Below are 17,056 nucleotides of genomic sequence, written 5' to 3' on the forward strand. Positions count from 1 at the left end.
CCGACTTAAAATACCGCCCCTGATCCAAAGGTGGCGAGACAAGCGATGGCGTTACGAGGCACTGCCGTCTTCGGCATCCATCGCGGGGTCCGATTCTTCCGAATCTGACGATGAAGAGGATTCCATCTCATCCCACTCAGACGTCTCGCTCAAGGGGACGTAGGAGTCTGGCGTTGGTCCCAGGTCGAATTCGCCGTTGGAAGTTCGGAGAATTCGTTGTGAGAAATCGGAGTCATTGGTCAGGCCTTGCGCTTCGACGATGATCGTGCCGCTCCCCTTGGTTCCTTCGACGTCGAACGACCAGAAGTCTTCCGATCCAAACTCGTCATCCGCGTCGACAGAGTCCATGATGTTGGCGCTGACCGATTCGATCTCACCGAGTTCACGTTTGACATCGGGATGATCTTTCAATTGATTTTCGACTTCAAGCTCCATCTCGCGCATGAAGACCAGGCCGGAACCGTCCGAGAATGCCCCCAGTCCAAGAACTCCCAGGAAGCAGCCGCCACAGCCGAGGCAGGCGATCACGGTAATCGCGCCGATGACGCCGAGAATGATCATTACCGGGTTGTTGCTTGATCCAGTTCGCGAAGTGCGATACGACGAGGGCGTCATCATGGGTGTTCCTTCTGGATTTCCCTGGTTGGGAAATGATCTGCGACTTGTGATGTAGCAGTTTTACAACCCCATTGCCCAATAAAAAAGCCCCGCTTGGGTTAAGCGGGGCTTTGTCATAAGTAAATGAATCCGGCGATACCTACTTTCGCACTGGTGGGCACTATCATCGGCTGGTTGTGCTTAACTGCTGTGTTCGGAATGGGAACAGGTGTTTCCACAACCATATGGTCACCGGAAAAAGCCTGACTGACGTGGGGGCCAAGTCAGGCTTCATTTGGTTGGGTAGAGGTGTTTGCGTATTGGCAACACGTTCAATGTTTCGAGAACTTCGATTATTGTGAATCGCACTTGATGATTCAAGTCTGCTCAACGAGTGAGCGTTGAATATAAGTGGTCAAGCTTTCGTCCGTTAGTACCAGTTAGCTGAACCCATTGCTGAGCTTACACATCTGGCCTATCAACCTGGTCGTCTTCCAGGGGACTCTCGTACAAAGTACTTACGAAACCTAATCTTGGAGCGGGCTTCACGCTTAGATGCTTTCAGCGTTTATCCTTTCCGTTCATAGCTATCCAGCCGTGCCACGGGCATGACAACTGGGACACCAGAGGAACGTCCTTCCAAATCCTCTCGTACTAAAGAAGAATCTCCTCAAGTTTCGTACGCCCACAGCAGATAGGGACCGACCTGTCTCACGACGGTCTGAACCCAGCTCACGTACCACTTTAATCGGCGAACAGCCGAACCCTTGGGAGCTTCTTCACCCCCAGGATGTGATGAGCCGACATCGAGGTGCCAAACCGCATCGCCGCTATGGACGCTCGGATGCGATAAGCCTGTTATCCCCGGAGTACCTTTTATCTGATGAGCGATAGCCCTTCCATACGGGACTACCGGATCACTATGACCTACTTTCGTATCTGTTCGACCTATGGGTCTCACAGTTAAGCACCCTTCTACCATTGCGCTCTATGCCTGATGACCAACCAGGCTGAGGGTACCTTTGCACTCCTCCGTTACTCTTTGGGAGGAGACCGCCCCAGTCAAACTGCCCAACTGACACTGTTCCTAGTCTGGATTCACAGAAATTCTAGGTTAGAGCTAAAACATATTCAGGGTGGTATTTCAAGGATGGCTCCATCTACACTGGCGTGCAAACTTCAAAGCCTCCCACCTATCCTACACAAAACATATCTCAGACCAATATCAGCCTACAGTAAAGGTTCACGGGGTCTTTCCGTCTAACTGCGGGAACGTGGCATCTTCACCACGACTACAATTTCACCGGGTCGGTGGTTGAGACAGTGCTCCAGTCATTACGCCTTTCATGCAGGTCGGAACTTACCCGACAAGGAACTTCGCTACCTTAGGACCGTCATAGTTACGGCCGCCGTTTACCGGGGCTTCGGTCGAGAGCTTGCACCCGCTTCCTTAACCTACCGGCACCGGGCAGGCGTCAGACCCTATACATCCTCTTGCGAGTTGGCAGGGTCCTGTGTTTTTGATAAACAGTTGCCAGAGCCGATTTTCTGTGGCCCCCAACAGCGTGAACCGTCAGGGGCACCCCTTATCGCGAACTTACGGGGTCATTTTGCAGAGTTCCTTAACCACCGTTCTCCCGAGCGCCTTAGTCTACTCGACTCGCCTACCTGTGTCAGTTTTAGTACGGTTACAGTTGCTTCAACCTTTAGAAGCTTTTCTTGGACGTCCCGCTGATGATTACCTCCGAAGAGTCAGCGCTCTAACTTGGCTTATGAGGACGGATTTGCCTATTCCTCACCTTGCTAGAGCCCACGGACTGTTCCACCAGTCCGATCACCTTTGAAACGCCGTCCCTCCATCAGTCCACAACCGTAGCGCAGGAATATTGACCTGCTGTCCATCGTCTACGCTTTTCAGCCTCGACTAAGGGACCGGCTAACCCTGGGCGGAATTGCCTTCCCCAGGAAACCTTAGGCTTTCGGCGAACAGGATTCTCACCTGTTTTATCGTTACTCATTCCGGCATAATCACCCGATCGCCCCAACACCGCTCCTTACGGTACGGCTCGTATCTGACGATCGGCGCTCTCCTACCATTCTTTCGAATCCGCTGCTTCGGTGAAATGCTTACTCCCGTTCATTATCGGCGCAGAATTGCTCGACCAGTAAGCTGTTACGCACTTTTTAAATGGTGGCTGCTTCTAAGCCAACATCCTGGTTGTCTCGGCAATTCAACTTCCTTAGTGACTGAGCATCTCTTGGGGACCTTAGCAGACGGTCTGGGTTGTTTCCCTCTCGACCGCGAAGCTTATCCCTCGCGGACTGACTCCTGAGATAGTCGCACCGGTATTCGGAGTTTGGTCCAGCAGGGTACCCCGGGAAGGGCCCCAAACCGATTCAGTCTCTCTACCCCCGGTACGTAGTGGCTCAAGGCTAGCCCAAAAGCTATTTCGGAGAGAACGAGATATCTCCACGTTTGATTAGACTTTCACTCCTCCCCACAAGTCATCCCCTCGGTTTTCAACCCAAGTGGGTTCGGTCCTCCACGCGGTATAACCCGCGCTTCAACCTGCTCATGGGTAGATCACGTGGTTTCGCGTCTACCACCTACGACTAACGCCCTATTAAGACTCGGTTTCCCTCTGGCTACAGCCCGTAAGGCCTTAACCTGCCGCAGACGGTAACTCGCCGGATCATTATGCAAAAGGCACGCCGTCACCCATAAATCGGGCTCCGACCGCTTGTAGGCACATGGTTTCAGGTTCACATACCTCCCCTTGTCGGGGTTCTTCTCATCTTTCACTCGCGCTACTGAGTTCACTATCGGTCATCAGAGAGTATTTAGCCTTACGGGATGGGCCCCGCAGATTCAATCCAGGTTTCACGTGACTGGACCTACTCAGGTACCTCTCGGAAGACTACACAACTTTCGCCTACGGGACTGTCACCCTCTATGGTTGACCTTTCCATGTCATATCGGCTAGTCGGCAGTTTTGTAACTTCCATATGAGAGGCCCTACAACCCCCTGAGGAAAATCCTCAAGGTTTGGGCTATTCCGCGTTCGCTCGCCGCTACTGACGGAATCGATTTTTCTTTCTTCTCCTCCAGGTACTTAGATGTTTCAGTTCCCTGGGTTGAACAGGAATCCCGGGATCAACGTTCGTTTGACAACTCCCCCAGGCTTATCGCAGTCTTCCACGCCATGTCTTCTGATGCCAAGACATCCCCCATGTGCCCTTAATAGCTTGACCACAAATATTCAAAGCTCGCTTAGGGTTAGCACACCCATACAAACTAAGAACAACCAAGCCATTTCGGACTACCTATTGTGACTGGCTTGTCTAAGAACCAGTCACTGAGATCCGATCTTGTAACGATTCACAATGCTGCGTGACCCAACTTACTTGCCAACCCTCTCAGGCTGACCATGCAAAAAGGCCCGACAGACATCGAGATTCTCTTTAAGAACGGCTATCACTCAAATCGACACTGCCCTGATTCCAGCCAAAGCTGAAAACCAAGAGCAACACTTTTGGTAATAACCATAACTCTATGAAATTGCATCGTTTATGTCGCAACAAAGCTTCTGCTGAGCTTACGGCTTGCCATAAGCAAACCCCAAACCCGACATCCACTTTGCTACGCAAATGCCATCTACCAACCAAATTGTCAAAGATCATTTCGACTCGGCTTGAAGGCCTAGTCGTCTTCCGCTGAGCGGAATGAAAAAGAGTTCAATGAACTCCGTTTCATTGCAGTCAGCCGAAGATGTTTCCCCGTGGGGAAGCGTCAAAGTTTACTCAGCAAGTTTGCTTTGTAAAGGGCCTCGCGAAAAAGTTTCGCGAGATTTTCTCGTGGCGGCAAATCGTATCGATTCTTAGCCTTGAAAGTGGAGCTGACAGGGATCGAACCTGCGACCCTCTGCTTGCAAAGCAGATGCTCTCCCAACTGAGCTACAGCCCCTTTTTCATGGGATCGACTACTCTAGGATAACGTCCCGGAGTCGTCTAGTGGGCGCACCAAGATTCGAACTTGGGACCTCGTCGTTATCAGCGACGCGCTCTAACCAACTGAGCTATGCGCCCTATCGAGGCTATTGCCCCGAGCGGGAAATAGCAAATTCTATCGGCCGATTGGGATCTGTCAAACCGGTGTGGCCGCTTTTTGACAGGAACCCTCGAAATATCGGCTACGTACAGACATAACTTCACAGTTCAGGACCCCGAAAACAGGGAAATGTTCGGGGAATGCACGCTGACTGGCCGCAAAAAACTGATGGTGATTCCATGAGCGGTTTTGTGGATAATCGTTGGCAGCTATCGCAAGCAATGATGAGTTGCTGCCACAAGCATTTGCTGCATTTTTTGAGACAAGGATGGTTGGAATGAAGAGTCACAAGGCTCATTGGGCGATGGCCCTGGGCGTAAGCATGGTTTGTGGGAGTTCGGTATTGGCTGCCGGACCGACCGCGGAGCAAGCTTTGCAGTTGCAGCCCATTCAAGAGAACGTCAACTACCAGACGCCTGACGCGAATCAAATCCCCAAATGCAACATTGGGGCGGAAAAGGTCGGCGAAGCTGCCGGCTGGGTCGTCACAGGGCCCAACGGAGAACGCCTACGGGTGTTTCTCGATACCAACAACGATAAGAAGGTCGATTTCTGGGCCTACTATAAGGACGGCGTCGAGGTCTACCGCGACGTCGATACCGACTTCAACGGCAAGGCCGATCAGTATCGTTGGCTTGGCATGGCGGGTACCCGGTGGGGGCTCGATAAAGACGAAGACGGTTTGGTCGATCAGTGGAAGATGATTTCGGCCGAAGAAGTCTCTGCTGAACTGGTCGAAGCGGCCAAGACCGGCGATGCCGACCGCTTTGCTGCCCTTCTGCCCACCGATGCCGAGTTCCAGTCGCTCGGGCTTACCGGTGAGCGTGCCCAAGAGGTGGCCGATAAGATCGACAACGGCGCCGAGGAGTTCGTCATTTGGGCTCGCCAGCAAAAGCTGATTGATAAGGGGACCAAGTGGGTTCACTTCGGTGCGACTCGACCTGGAATCGTGCCTGCCGGAACCGAAGGTGTTTCCAAGGATCTAGTCGTCTACGAAAACGCCATCGCCATGCTCGATAAGGCTGGAGAACACAGCCAGCTTGAGCTGGGGACGCTTGTTCGGATCGGGGATGCCTGGCGTTTGATCGGAGCACCCGCTGGTGATCCAGGGGCAGCTGATTTGGCCTCCAATCCTCAAGGCTATTTTTTCTCGGTTAGTTACAGTGGCAATCCAGCTGCTGGGCAAGCCGGAATGGGCGTTGGAGGCGAGATTCAGGAGATTCTGACTTCGCTGGAAGAACTCGATCAGAAGATGGCTCAAGCTGCTTCGGCCGATCAGCGTGAAAAGTTGGCGATGGACCGTATTGAAGTCATCAAAAAGGTGATCGCGGCCGCCAACGACGACGAAATGCGTGAGAACTGGATCAAACAGCTGGCCGACGCACTGAGCGGCGGCATTCAAACGGGTGAGCTGAGCCAGGGTCTCGGTCAGCTTCAATCGCTGGCAGATCAGGTCGAAAAGCGAGCCCCTAAGAGCGATCTGGCGGCCTACGTTCGTTTCCGTGAGATGTCGGCCGGTTACACCCAGCAGTTCCAGGATCCCAAGGCCGATTACGCCAAGATTCAAGAAGCATGGCTGGCCAAGCTCGAGGGCTTCATCGACACTTACCCCAAGAGTCCTGACGCAGCCGAAGCCATGATGCAGTTGGCGATCGCTCATGAATTCGCAGGCGAAGAAGAGAACGCCAAGAAATGGTACGCTCGAATTCGTACCGATTTCTCCGGTACCGTTCTGGGGGATAAGGCCAACGGAGCGATCCGTCGTCTCGACGCCGTTGGGAAGCCGTTCGTCATCCGTGGGACGACGGTCGATGGCAAGAAGCTCGATTCTTCCGGTGCGAAAGGCAGCGCCCTGCTGGTACATTACTGGGCAACCTGGTGCGAGCCGTGCAAGGAAGATATGGACGTCATCCGCCAGATGCAGGCCAAGTATGGGGCTCGCGGTTTTCAGGTCGTTGGCGTCAGCTTGGATTCCAGCCAGGCAGACCTCAAGCAGTTCCTTACTGCCAATCGCCTGGCATGGCCTCAGCTGTATGAAGAAGGTGGTCTCGATAGCCGCTATGCTCTCGAGATGGGCGTCCTTACGTTGCCCACCATGATCTTGGTTGGCCCTGACGGCAAGGTCATCAGCCGCAGTCTTCATATCTCGCAGTTGGATACCGAACTGGGCAAGTTGATCAAATAGTTTTGGTCGATGGATGACGATAACAAGCAAAGTGCACGTCGCATGGTTCGTGACGTGCCCTTTTTATGGATATGCGACCGAATTCGTATTTGGGAAATGGCTTGGCTTTAGTAAAACTTGGCCTTCTCGAAATGAATTCGCAGAATGTTTCCAAGGATTGGATCGCGGATGTTTCCCTTTCATATGCCGCCGCAGGTCTGGTGGTTTTCCGCCCTGCTCTATCTGTGCGTCATGCTGAGCGTGGCTTGGGTTCGCTTTGCCCGCGAATCTGCCAGCCAGCAGCTTGCGCAGTTTACGTCCGTGATTTGCTTTCTTGTGCTGACCGTCCATTTGGTTCACGAGATCATCAGTGGGTCCGGTTTTTGGCTCGGTGGTAGCATCGTCTATGTTGTTCTGGCCGTGACCTGCGTTTTCGAGCCCAGTGCGACCAAGCCAACCCGACAGATCTAGCGTGAGATCTCGTGTTCGTTGATTGGCTGACCTGTTTCTAGCCAGGCATTGCCAGCGGTTGCTCGCCTTGCTGCCAGAGAACGTTGATTTGAGGGACCGCGGACTCGCTTAAGCTATCGGAGACCTTTCGAGGCAAGGGGACTTTCGTAGTAGCGGGATTTGATAGCACGATCATCCCGGTGGCTGTCCCTGCGAGTGCGAGTGCTGTTCCAAACGAATCTCCGAAGTCGGAATTCGAGCGAAGGAATATGCCATCGTAAAATCGAATTCGCCGCCCTTTGCCGTTGGGGTATTGTACCGAAGCTCCCACCTCGAACGATTGACGCTTACCTTGCAGTTCCTCGGGGATAGGTATTGCCATTCGCACAAAGCCAAATCCGGACGCGGGGCATTCGATCTCAAAAGTGATGGCATCGATATTCGCGCGAGTCAGGAAGAAGCCACGAGCAGGACGCAAAGCAATACGTCCTACCGATGGTTGGTCGTATTGTGATTGAAAGTAGGCTTCGATGTACGCGACCCCGTTGATCGGCCGGACGATAAAGCCAAAGCAAAAGCCGTCTCGATTGAAATAGGTTCCTAGAACGGATCGTAAATAATCGTGTTCCAGGTCGCGTCGAAGATGCAGTCTAAGGAGCAAGCCCAGTGCCAGCGCCGATGATATCGGCCCGCCGATACGGAATACCCATGTCGTTTGGTCAGGGCGGTCGTGTGCCCATGCGAACACCGCGGCGATCAATCCGATAATCATCAGCAACGCTAGGAAAGCTTTGATGGATTCTCTCATGGCATTTGATGAGCTGGCAGCAACCTCTATGGAGTTGTGGCCAGGTAACAAAAGGTTCGTTGCGACCGTAACCCATAGCAAGGAGAGGATTATCTTGAGAGGAGCCTGCTTGCTAGCAGCCGTGCCCCTGACTTCTCTCCGGACATAAAATACCGCACAACTGTCAGAATTGGAAAATTTCCTACTTCTCGATGCGGCATTCTGCCGAAACACCCTCTAGGTCAATTTATGTCTATGACCCGAGCGATGGTGTTTGTCTAGCCGAAAACGGCGAGAGTTTGCCCCTGAGACGCTCGGTATCGCGCAAACATTGCCGCGCACTATCGGGAGAATGCGATGCGTTTGTCGGTCTTACATTTAGCGTTGGTGCTGGGTGCCTTCGCGTTGCCCGCGACGGCCATGTCGCAAGAAGCCATGCCTATGGCCGCTGGCCCGCAGGCCATGCCAGTCAACTATGGCCAGGCCATGCCGCATCAGGCGTATGCACCAGGTGCCTACGGCCAGGCTTATTGTCCACCCGGTTACGGCCATCACGGCATGCACCATCAGCCGCGGCTGCCAGGCTATCAAGGTCCAGTTCCTGCGGGACATCCACACTTCGGTGCTATGGACCATCCAAAGACCAATGCCCCGGCGGTTTGGCCTTACACTGGCATGTACTACCCGTATCCGCAGATCCCACCAGGCTGGAAGCATGTTGCTCTGGAATGGGATGACGGCTACTGGTACCTGGACTTCAAGTCGTTCAAGAAGCCGAAGCATCATTAAGCTTCCGCCAACGGTATAAGCAGAAGAAAAGCCTTCACTTGCGAGTGGAGGCTTTTTTTGTGCGCTGGTGGTAACGGTTAGGTAAACCTTGGAATCGAGATTCGGGCCTTTTAACTCGCAAAATCGAAAAAACACTGCCTTTTGGACCAATCGTTAGCCGAATGAAGGGAAGGCAGAACCGCTGTGAACGGTTTCTGCACTATTGCAAGCAAGATCCTGTAGATTGAAAACAGATTCCAGCTTCGGCCGCTTCCCGTTGCGGAACCAATCGCTGGATAGCAGTAATCAACGCGTGAAGATGAATTTCCTAGGAGGGGGGACGATGTCACGTCTAATTCATTTGGCGATCATCGCGGCCTTTATGGCCGTGCCTGCGATCGCGATGGGTGGGGATACCGAAATTGCCCAGTCCATCGTCAAGCAGCTGCAAGCCAAGAAGTCGGAAGGAAGTCTGAAAGGCTTCAATATTGGTTTGCGAGTGGAAGAAGGGGTCGTCTGGCTGGAAGGCCACGTCTCGAACCCTCAACAGCATGATCTGGCGATCGATATCGCTCGTCGTGTTTCTGGTGTGGAACGCGTTGTCGATGGCATTCGCATCGAAGGCAACGTGATCGCTCAACCAGAAGCGACCGAGCCGGTATCCGCTCCGCGTGATCTGGCCGCTGGCGATCTGAGCAAGCCTGCTCCTCAGGTTCAGCCTGAACCGGCTGCCAAGCCTATGGTTCGGGAAGTCGCTCAGCAAGTGCCTGCCATTCCGCAGATCATGGAAGGGCCTTCGCTCGAGCCACAAGGCGAGTTCAGCTTCTCTCCGGTTCAGCCGGTTAGTGCTGAAAAGCCGAGTGAAGAACGCAGCGTTCTGGCCAATCAGCCAACGCCAGCGACTCCGATCCGTCAGCTGAAGCCAGTTCCGGCTGGTCAGCCTCGACCGATCCCCGCTCAAGCACCGGCCTACCAGGTTGCCGCGAACAACAATGCCGCCGCTGCCAACGCCAATGCTCAAATGGTTCAGCAGCCGATGGCGACTGTGGCTCCTCCGGCTTACTACCCAGCTCAGTACGGCTATGGTTACTACCGACCAACTCGGTACGACCACCCGCACATGCCTGGCTACGCCTGGCCTGCCTACGCGGCTCACCCGAACTACGCGGCGGTTACCTACCCGCGTCAGTACTCGCCGCAAGCCTGGCCGTACATCGGCCCATTCTATCCTTACCCACAAGTCCCGCTGGGATGGCGTAAGGTCGAAATGGAATGGAAAGATGGCTGGTGGACGCTGGACTTCAAGGCCCGCCGTCACAACTCCTTCTAAAGAAGATGTCGGTCACGCTCGCCAGTTGCGGGCGTGACACGACCTTCAAGAACCCCCTCAAGCCTTCGCAGTTCCGGCGAAGGCTTTTTTTATGCACTGCGTGCGGCCAGGCTCAGCCGCGAAATGTGAAGTCTCGGGTGCTAGCGACCGCATTGCTTGAATTTTCGAGCCAGGCGGAAAAAGCCGCAAGTTTGTTACAGCTTCACACGATAACTACTTACAGATAAGCGCCCACTTCATGGAGGAAGTGGTTATCCGGTGGGTCGGATTGATAGGGGCCCAGCCCTATATCGCCCTGGAAGGCATTGAGGAAAACGATGAAACGAAGCATTCTTAAGCTCAGCTTGATCTTGGGTGTGGGGTTGTCGGCATTGAGCAGCACCGGTTGCACGACCCAGGGCCCGTACTTTGGCCCATTGCTGTTCCCGATTCCCGTGTCCCCTTACTACATGGACGCCAAGGAAGACGAGTTCCACGATCACGAACGTTATGAACGTGCACCGATCCTGCCGCCGATTCCTCCGGGGGCACCACACGTTGCCTTGGATCCGCCAAGCGACGACGAAGTGATGCAGGCTCTGGAACGTGCCCGCCCAGTCGAAGGTGGTCTGCCGTTCCTCCACGAAGTTCAACGTAACAACGTGCGTATCACTAAGGAAAAAATCGCTGACTACGTCGATCCACCACGAGTTATGCCACTTGTGGGTCCTGTTCAGTTGCACCATGCTCACTACAAGTGCACGGTTTACTACACCGAAGTCAAGCGAATTGGCTGGCCGATCCCGCACACCCTGCGAGACGAAGACACCCGCGAGGTGATCTACATCGACCACAACCACCTGCACCGCGTTGGCAACATCCAAGAGGATCTCCCAGGTCCGGTTGGCCCGACGCCGCTTCCTCCGCAAACGCCGCTGTAAGCCGCCACAGGCCTCAAAACGAGCTACAATTGAGCGTCGGATCCAGCCCGGGTCCGACGCTTTTTTTGGATCATCTGGGAATTTATCTTGATGATTTCGGTTGCCCGATGTTTCACCTATCGCCGAATCTGGGTTATAGTAATGCCGATTTGAGTTAGGTTAGGGAGCGTTTCTCCCCATCGAGCCAGCGTAGGGCCCATGTTGAATTTGACGCCTTCACTGACAAATCGCGCTTTGGATGAGACCCTGCCTTCGTGGGGTGTCTTGATTCTCGAAAGTCATCACGGTCCTGACTTCGAGATGGAGTTTCGCGTCCATGACTTCGTGAAGATGCTTTACGTGATCTCGGGTAATGGTCACGTACATGTGGCCGAAGATCGCCATGAGGTGGGGCCACGAGACATGGTGGTGGTTTTGCCGGGCCGCAAGAACCGCATCGAAGACTCACCGAACTCGCCTATTTCCTGCTATGTGCTGTGTGTGCACCGCTCGCTGCTCTCGTTCGACCAGCAAGCGGTTTCGGCCTTGCCACTAGGGCTGCTGCCCCGTCAGGCACACTTTGCCCAGCGAATCGAGCGTCGCCTGCGGCGTCTGCTTTATCAGCAACTGCAAAATAGTCCCTTAACCCCATTGGCGATGGTTTCGAATGGGCTGGAAATCCTTTCGCTAATTTCCAGTCACCGCGTCGACAAGTCGGATGGGCTGACGGATCTGTCGCAAGAGCCAGGTGTTGACGAGATGGTGGCCTACATTCGCCATCTGGATACCCACTTCTTTGAAGCCACGACGATTGACGAGGCCTCGACCAATATCGGGATCCCCCGTCGTCGCTTTACCCAATTGTTTCGTGGGGTAACCGGACAGACCTGGCTGAACTACGTGCAAGAGCTGCGCGTCGAACATGCTTGTAAGCTCCTGGAAACGACCGATCGTCCGATTACCTCGATTGCATTCGAGTGCGGGTTCGCCGAACTTTCGACTTTCTACCGCGCATTTCGCAAGATGCGCGACGTGACCCCCAGTGCCTGGCGTCGTTCTCGAGCTGACTAGTACGCGGGAATTCTCCATCTGGCTGTCAGCTAAATCGCGGCGCGAATGGTTCAAAAATAGACCGCTTTGTGCTTTGACGCGCGCTGATATCTCGCGCAGAATGATATTTCTCAATTTGACCCACCTCTATTTCCTCACCTCGTGACGAGAATCACACAATGCGAACTCTTTTGGCTTCCCTTTTGTTGGGCCTGTTGATTGTTGGTCCGACCGTTTCTGTTTCTGCGGCCGAGTCTGAAGAAGGCTTTGTTTCGATCTTCAACGGCAAGAACTTCGACGGTTGGGTTGGTAACACCAAAGGATACAAAGTCGAAGAAGAAAGCATCGTCTGCGATCCGACTGCTGGCGGCGGTAACATCTATACCGAGAAAGAGTACGCCAACTTCGTACTGCGGTTTGAATTCAAGCTGCCGCCAGGGGCGAACAACGGCCTGGGCATCCGAGCACCTCTGCAGGGCAACGCTGCCTACAACGGCTACGAGCTTCAGATTCTGGACAACACCGCCAAGAAGTACGAAAAGCTGAAGCCTTACCAGTATCACGGATCGCTTTACGGTTTGGCTCCAGCCAAGCGTGGTCACCTGAAGCCGATTGGCGAGTGGAACGAGCAGGAAGTGACCGTCGATGGTGACCTGGTGAAGGTCGTCCTCAACGGCACCGAAATCCTGAACGTCGACCTGGAAGAGATTCGCAGCAAGCCAACGCTCGATGGTAGCGAGCACCCAGGCCTGAAACGCTCCACCGGGCACATCGGCTTTTTGGGACACGGCGACAAAGTCGAGTTCCGCAACCTGCGAATCAAGTCGCTGCCCGAGATGAAGTAGCCTTCGTACTCACAACTTCAAATCCATTCGATGAGCCTCTTTCGCCCGAAGGAGGCTCTTTTTTTATAAAGTAACGACACGAAATTCTCTTCGTGAAGAGACTCCAGGCTATTGGTGCTGATTCGTTGAACGCGGTTTTCTATCCATCGAGTCGCGCTGGAATGGCGTTCTCAACTTGAACTTCTGAGCTGTCATCTTGGCATGCCATCTGGACGACGTTGACGGGCTTGGCTGGTCGACAGGTTAAATTTTCGAACTTAAAGAAAAGCTACCTAATTTTCGCTTGATGAGGCCCCCCTCGCGCGGTAGCATCCGATCACGGTGTCTCTATTTTTACATGAATGGAGTGAGAGTTTGATGAACCCATATTACAGTCTCTATCGTCGTGGATCGAAGTTTCCTGGCTGGCTCTACAGCACGGATCATCTCAACCTCGTTTCCAGCCAGCCAGCTACGATTTCTGAGGCGGCTGAATTACCCGAATTGAATCGGCGGACGGCACTGAAGCTTGGTGCGGGTGCATTAACTGTTGCAGCCATTGGCACGACACCTCGGCGGGCCGAGGCGGTCGGCCCCCTGTTGTGGTGGTTGGGAGTGGTTGTGGTCGAAGCCGCCATAGGATGGGTCATCGAGCGAACGCTAGAACGCTATGCGACCGGCTACATCGATGCGGCATTGGATATGGGGGAACAACAGTTCACTCGGACTGCAGAGACGATCCGCGCGAAACCGGCTGAAGTGATCAAGCCCGGTTTTCCAAAGTTCAAGAGGCCGGCACTGGCTGATGGAAAGCCTCAGCCCATTAACCAGCTACACGAAGAGACTCGCGACCCGTATCACATTGCCGAGGCGTATCATACGCCCACGGCGAAGCTTGTTGGATACAACGGTGAAAAGAAGGGTTACAAGACCAACGACGGAAAGCCTGTCTTGAAGGTGGATTCGCTTCTCGCCCCCATCGATGCCAAGGCCGGCATGATGTACGTCAATAAGAAAGAAGCGGAAGCCCAAGGCCAATATGGAGGCGAGTATCTCGTTCCAGACGAAGTACGGACCCAGCCCATTGACCAAAGGGTATTCAAGACGAATTTCAAAAAGGCGGTCCAGATGTACGATCTCGACAATATGTCACGAGAGTTGACGTATGACGACGTCGCGTACATTCAGAAGACGGGAGACATCGAAGGACGACCAACACTGGCTTACTATCTCAAAGAAGATGTCGCGAAGCAGGCAAATCTTCCAGGGATCTATTTTTAGAACCCTGCTTTCCGAGAATCCAGAATTGGTGATGCTGGTATGCGAATCGTTCTGACGACCGTGGTGTTGTGGCTAATCGCGTTGACGAACATCGGGCATTCAGAAAGGCCGATGTTCGTCGGCGTACGTGATGATTTGGCGATCGGCGAATTCGATTTGAATCGCATCTTACAAGGTCTTTCGCACCCCTCTGTTTTGCATGCCATCTATGACGGACGTCCTTTTCTAGGGGATTCCTCATCTCAGGGCAGGCTTGCGAGTATTGGCGAGAAGATCCTGGAGTCGGCCAACGACTCAGCGGCAAATCCGTGGGACGGTGCTCAGGCTCAGGCCCAATCGTTTCTTCGTGAGATCGTAGGAAACCTTCTCATTGGCGTAGCAAATGGTCAGCTAAAGCCGCTGGAAGTAGCACGAACGAAGTTTGCCATCCTGACCGAGCATGAGCTGAATAAACTCGAATCCAATCCCGGGGCGTTCGAGTTCGAGGAAAATAGGCTGGAGTTTGCTAAACGCTATGCCCCTACTCTGTTTCAATACTCCGTGGAGTTGATCGAACTTCCAGTTCATTTTCACAAAATACGGCAGATGGATGGGATGCTGCAGAATGTTTCCAAGCTGAACAAGCAGATGGAGGCTCTCCGCTTGGAGGAGCGATTCAAGAGCTCTGAAATCGATCGATTGAAGCGTCAGCATGAGCTGACTTCCGATCCAAACCTTGCTGGTGAATTGGCCAAAGCCGCCGAGTCCTTGATCTCTGAAGTCGAGAACATCACGCGGGATTACAACTCCCTGCTAGTCACGCGAGCGCCTAAGTTCAGCAATGCGGTTGATCTCAATGATGACGTAAGGGCATTCTATGCCGCCATCGTATTTACGATCGGTCAACGGAAGAGAGGCGGGCAACTTGGGGAGAAGGAGCCACAATACCTGAGGCAGCTGATTTACCTGGAGCGAGGTCGTTTTGATACGTACTCCATACTGGAAGATTACTCCTCGTCAGTTGGCATGCAAGATGAGGCTGAGCAGTTCCTTGCCCAGCGGGATCAATCTTTCACAAAACTAGAAGGCCTTCTAGCCGAGTACCGACAACTTGCCCAAAGCGACGAAGGATTAGTAGTTCACTGGGCCCAGACTCAGCAGCCGGAGTTGAGCCCGTGACAATAAAACATCTTTGCCACCTTGTTTTACTCATGGTGGTTCTTGTCTTTTCGCGCACTGCCTCCGCCGAAGTGTCGTCTCGGTATTGGTATAGTTCGACCTGCGAGAATCGCTTTAAAGCGGCCTTCGAGGAGTTGGTGGGTGATACGATCATTTTGCGAATGGAGGACGACACACGTTCCAAGTTTGAACTTGGTGACCTGTCCCCTTCCGAGCGGCGGTTCGTCGACGCGATAAAGAATGCCCGCGAAGCGGCTACGCATCTCGAAGAGTCGCGCTGGCGCCCGGAAAAAGAACGTCAGCAAATGGAACGGCTGTTGACTCGATATCGCGTTCCGCCATATCGGGCTGTCTTTTCCGGGAATGAACCGGATTTGCCATACATGCAGTTTCCCGATCTCAGGGGACGATGGATTGAGATTCGGGGTGTGGAATACTTCGTTGTGGCCGCTCGCGAAGCGGTGGATGCGACAGCATACGATCATTTGGTCGTTGTTGACCCAAACTTTGGAAGTGCGACGCTTCAAGGATCGGATGTTCCCGAGTTTCACATCCTTCCTTCCTATTGGACCAAACGCAATTACCAGCCGCGGATTAGCACTACGAAAGGGAATCCGTTTCGCCAACGCGGGTGGGTAAACGTGAGCGTTCATCGACCCTTTATCCCTGACGAAATGTACTTCGCCTCAGGTAATTGGACGAATCGAGAGATCGCGCTGGCGTTACCCAAAATCGAGGCGACTCGCACGAACTTCCATCTGTGGGAGAACGAATACAGGCTTGCCGAAGCATGCTGGAACTATCACAAGGGAAATCAGATTGCTTCGCGTTGCTTTCAAGAAGGGTGGATCGACGCGTTCCCCTATCATTCTGGAAAGGCAAGCAACGCCGGTGAACTGTTAGAGGCCCAGGCGTACTACGACGAAGCGTTTCGCCTGGCACCCGACTGGGGAGAGCCGCTGTTGCGTTCGGCGGCCATTGATGAACGCGTAGGGAGGTTGGCTTCCGCCCACCGAAAAATCGACCAATTCTCATCGTTGCCTGGTACGTGGGATGAGTTGCCGATCCCTGTTCGGAGTCATAAGGACCTGGAATCTGCCGCGATCATTCTACGAGCCCGGCTATTAGTAATTTCGCCACGCCCCTGGCAATTCGGTGACGGCAGGGTAACGTCTCTCGTCGATTCTGCCATTTCCGAAATCCAAAAAATCGCATCGGAGTCTTCGGCAGCAATGAATCTTGCTCCGAGGCTTCTCAAGAACCTACTAGTCGCATCGACTCAGCACTTCGAAATTCGGAGAGATCAATATTACGCGGAAGATCCGCCTGAACTGTTGAGCCTGTTTGCAGCGATTTCCGCTTCTAAATACGGATCACATCGACTGGCCGACGTCGATCTGGAGGGCGTAAGTACCGAGGTTGAAATCGACCTGACGGCCGAGGTTACCGACGCGATAGCACGCAGTCAGGAGCAAATCGATTTGGCACAGTTTCGCAAAGCTTACAACTTGGCCCTGGGGGCCGTCGAAAGGTCTCGCGAATCCAGTCGCTCGCAGGACGTCGTGGGGAAAGCGGATGCCCAACTCAGTCACGCAGCGGCCAATTGGATCTTGTTTAACCTAAATTATGGACTGTAAGAG

General features: G+C 53.6%; 12 protein-coding genes, 2 tRNA genes and 2 rRNA genes. 10 read left to right on the forward strand and 6 right to left on the reverse strand.

What is annotated here, in order from left to right; translation table 11 throughout:
• Positions 1 to 51: 51 nt before the first annotated feature.
• From Pan97_RS10945 to Pan97_RS10965, 5 genes are all read right to left on the reverse strand, one after another.
• A complete protein-coding gene (locus tag Pan97_RS10945) occupies positions 52 to 618 on the reverse strand; it encodes a hypothetical protein (protein ID WP_144972448.1) in 567 nt (188 codons plus the stop codon).
• A gap of 127 nt (positions 619 to 745) precedes the next feature.
• Positions 746 to 854 (reverse strand): 5S ribosomal RNA (rrf, locus tag Pan97_RS10950).
• A gap of 154 nt (positions 855 to 1,008) precedes the next feature.
• Positions 1,009 to 3,849 (reverse strand): 23S ribosomal RNA (locus Pan97_RS10955).
• Positions 3,850 to 4,488: 639 nt separating this feature from the next.
• A tRNA-Ala gene (locus Pan97_RS10960) sits at positions 4,489 to 4,561 on the reverse strand.
• A gap of 48 nt (positions 4,562 to 4,609) precedes the next feature.
• A tRNA-Ile gene (locus tag Pan97_RS10965) sits at positions 4,610 to 4,683 on the reverse strand.
• Between the two features lie 299 nt (positions 4,684 to 4,982).
• Between Pan97_RS10965 and Pan97_RS10970 the strand changes: the two genes are divergently transcribed.
• Positions 4,983 to 6,890 (forward strand): redoxin domain-containing protein, encoded by a 1,908-nt coding sequence (locus Pan97_RS10970; RefSeq protein WP_196782350.1) that lies wholly within the window; start codon positions 4,983 to 4,985, stop codon positions 6,888 to 6,890.
• A 168-nt stretch (positions 6,891 to 7,058) separates the two neighbouring features.
• Positions 7,059 to 7,340, forward strand: a complete 282-nt coding sequence (locus Pan97_RS10975; RefSeq protein ID WP_144972450.1) for a hypothetical protein — start codon at positions 7,059 to 7,061, stop codon at positions 7,338 to 7,340.
• A 37-nt stretch (positions 7,341 to 7,377) separates the two neighbouring features.
• Here the strand turns inward: Pan97_RS10975 and Pan97_RS10980 are convergent, their stop codons facing one another.
• Entirely contained in the window at positions 7,378 to 8,127 is a 750-nt protein-coding gene (locus Pan97_RS10980; RefSeq protein ID WP_165698698.1) for a hypothetical protein, read from the reverse strand.
• Between the two features lie 336 nt (positions 8,128 to 8,463).
• Here Pan97_RS10980 and Pan97_RS10985 point away from each other — a divergent pair, with 336 nt between their 5' ends.
• The 8 genes from Pan97_RS10985 to Pan97_RS11020 all read left to right on the forward strand — a co-directional run bounded on the left by Pan97_RS10985 (position 8,464) and on the right by Pan97_RS11020 (position 17,053).
• Positions 8,464 to 8,895 carry a hypothetical protein gene (locus tag Pan97_RS10985; RefSeq protein ID WP_144972454.1) on the forward strand — a complete coding sequence of 144 codons (432 nt, stop codon included), beginning with the start codon at positions 8,464 to 8,466 and terminating at the stop codon, positions 8,893 to 8,895.
• Positions 8,896 to 9,217: 322 nt separating this feature from the next.
• Positions 9,218 to 10,204 carry a BON domain-containing protein gene (locus Pan97_RS10990; RefSeq protein ID WP_165698699.1) on the forward strand — a complete coding sequence of 329 codons (987 nt, stop codon included), beginning with the start codon at positions 9,218 to 9,220 and terminating at the stop codon, positions 10,202 to 10,204.
• A 317-nt stretch (positions 10,205 to 10,521) separates the two neighbouring features.
• Entirely contained in the window at positions 10,522 to 11,124 is a 603-nt protein-coding gene (locus Pan97_RS10995; RefSeq protein ID WP_196782351.1) for a hypothetical protein, read from the forward strand.
• A gap of 234 nt (positions 11,125 to 11,358) precedes the next feature.
• Positions 11,359 to 12,174, forward strand: coding sequence for an AraC family transcriptional regulator (locus tag Pan97_RS11000; RefSeq protein ID WP_165698700.1), 816 nt, complete (start codon positions 11,359 to 11,361; stop codon positions 12,172 to 12,174).
• Between the two features lie 158 nt (positions 12,175 to 12,332).
• Positions 12,333 to 12,998, forward strand: coding sequence for a 3-keto-disaccharide hydrolase (locus Pan97_RS11005; RefSeq protein ID WP_144972460.1), 666 nt, complete (start codon positions 12,333 to 12,335; stop codon positions 12,996 to 12,998).
• A 357-nt stretch (positions 12,999 to 13,355) separates the two neighbouring features.
• Positions 13,356 to 14,258 (forward strand): hypothetical protein, encoded by a 903-nt coding sequence (locus tag Pan97_RS11010; protein ID WP_144972462.1) that lies wholly within the window; start codon positions 13,356 to 13,358, stop codon positions 14,256 to 14,258.
• Positions 14,259 to 14,369: 111 nt separating this feature from the next.
• Positions 14,370 to 15,416, forward strand: a complete 1,047-nt coding sequence (locus Pan97_RS11015) for a hypothetical protein (RefSeq protein WP_144972464.1) — start codon at positions 14,370 to 14,372, stop codon at positions 15,414 to 15,416.
• The gene (locus tag Pan97_RS11020) at positions 15,413 to 17,053 is read left to right on the forward strand and encodes a hypothetical protein (RefSeq protein ID WP_144972466.1); all 1,641 of its coding nucleotides are present in this window, start codon (positions 15,413 to 15,415) and stop codon (positions 17,051 to 17,053) included. Before Pan97_RS11015 ends, Pan97_RS11020 begins: the two co-directional genes overlap by 4 nt.
• Positions 17,054 to 17,056 lie beyond the last annotated feature (3 nt).

The sequence above is a fragment of the Bremerella volcania genome, from assembly GCF_007748115.1.
GTDB classification, from domain to species: Bacteria; Planctomycetota; Planctomycetia; order Pirellulales; family Pirellulaceae; genus Bremerella; species Bremerella volcania.

What these genes read in the sequence shown, in the direction of transcription:
- Pan97_RS10945 (WP_144972448.1), bottom strand. Translation starts at nt 618, where the DNA reads ATGATGACGCCCTCGTCGTATCGCACTTCGCGAACTGGATCAAGCAAC.
- Pan97_RS10970 (WP_196782350.1), top strand. Translation starts at nt 4,983, where the DNA reads ATGAAGAGTCACAAGGCTCATTGGGCGATGGCCCTGGGCGTAAGCATG.
- Pan97_RS10975 (WP_144972450.1), top strand. Translation starts at nt 7,059, where the DNA reads ATGTTTCCCTTTCATATGCCGCCGCAGGTCTGGTGGTTTTCCGCCCTG.
- Pan97_RS10980 (WP_165698698.1), bottom strand. Translation starts at nt 8,127, where the DNA reads ATGAGAGAATCCATCAAAGCTTTCCTAGCGTTGCTGATGATTATCGGA.
- Pan97_RS10985 (WP_144972454.1), top strand. Translation starts at nt 8,464, where the DNA reads ATGCGTTTGTCGGTCTTACATTTAGCGTTGGTGCTGGGTGCCTTCGCG.
- Pan97_RS10990 (WP_165698699.1), top strand. Translation starts at nt 9,218, where the DNA reads ATGTCACGTCTAATTCATTTGGCGATCATCGCGGCCTTTATGGCCGTG.
- Pan97_RS10995 (WP_196782351.1), top strand. Translation starts at nt 10,522, where the DNA reads ATGAAACGAAGCATTCTTAAGCTCAGCTTGATCTTGGGTGTGGGGTTG.
- Pan97_RS11005 (WP_144972460.1), top strand. Translation starts at nt 12,333, where the DNA reads ATGCGAACTCTTTTGGCTTCCCTTTTGTTGGGCCTGTTGATTGTTGGT.
- Pan97_RS11010 (WP_144972462.1), top strand. Translation starts at nt 13,356, where the DNA reads ATGAACCCATATTACAGTCTCTATCGTCGTGGATCGAAGTTTCCTGGC.
- Pan97_RS11015 (WP_144972464.1), top strand. Translation starts at nt 14,370, where the DNA reads ATGTTCGTCGGCGTACGTGATGATTTGGCGATCGGCGAATTCGATTTG.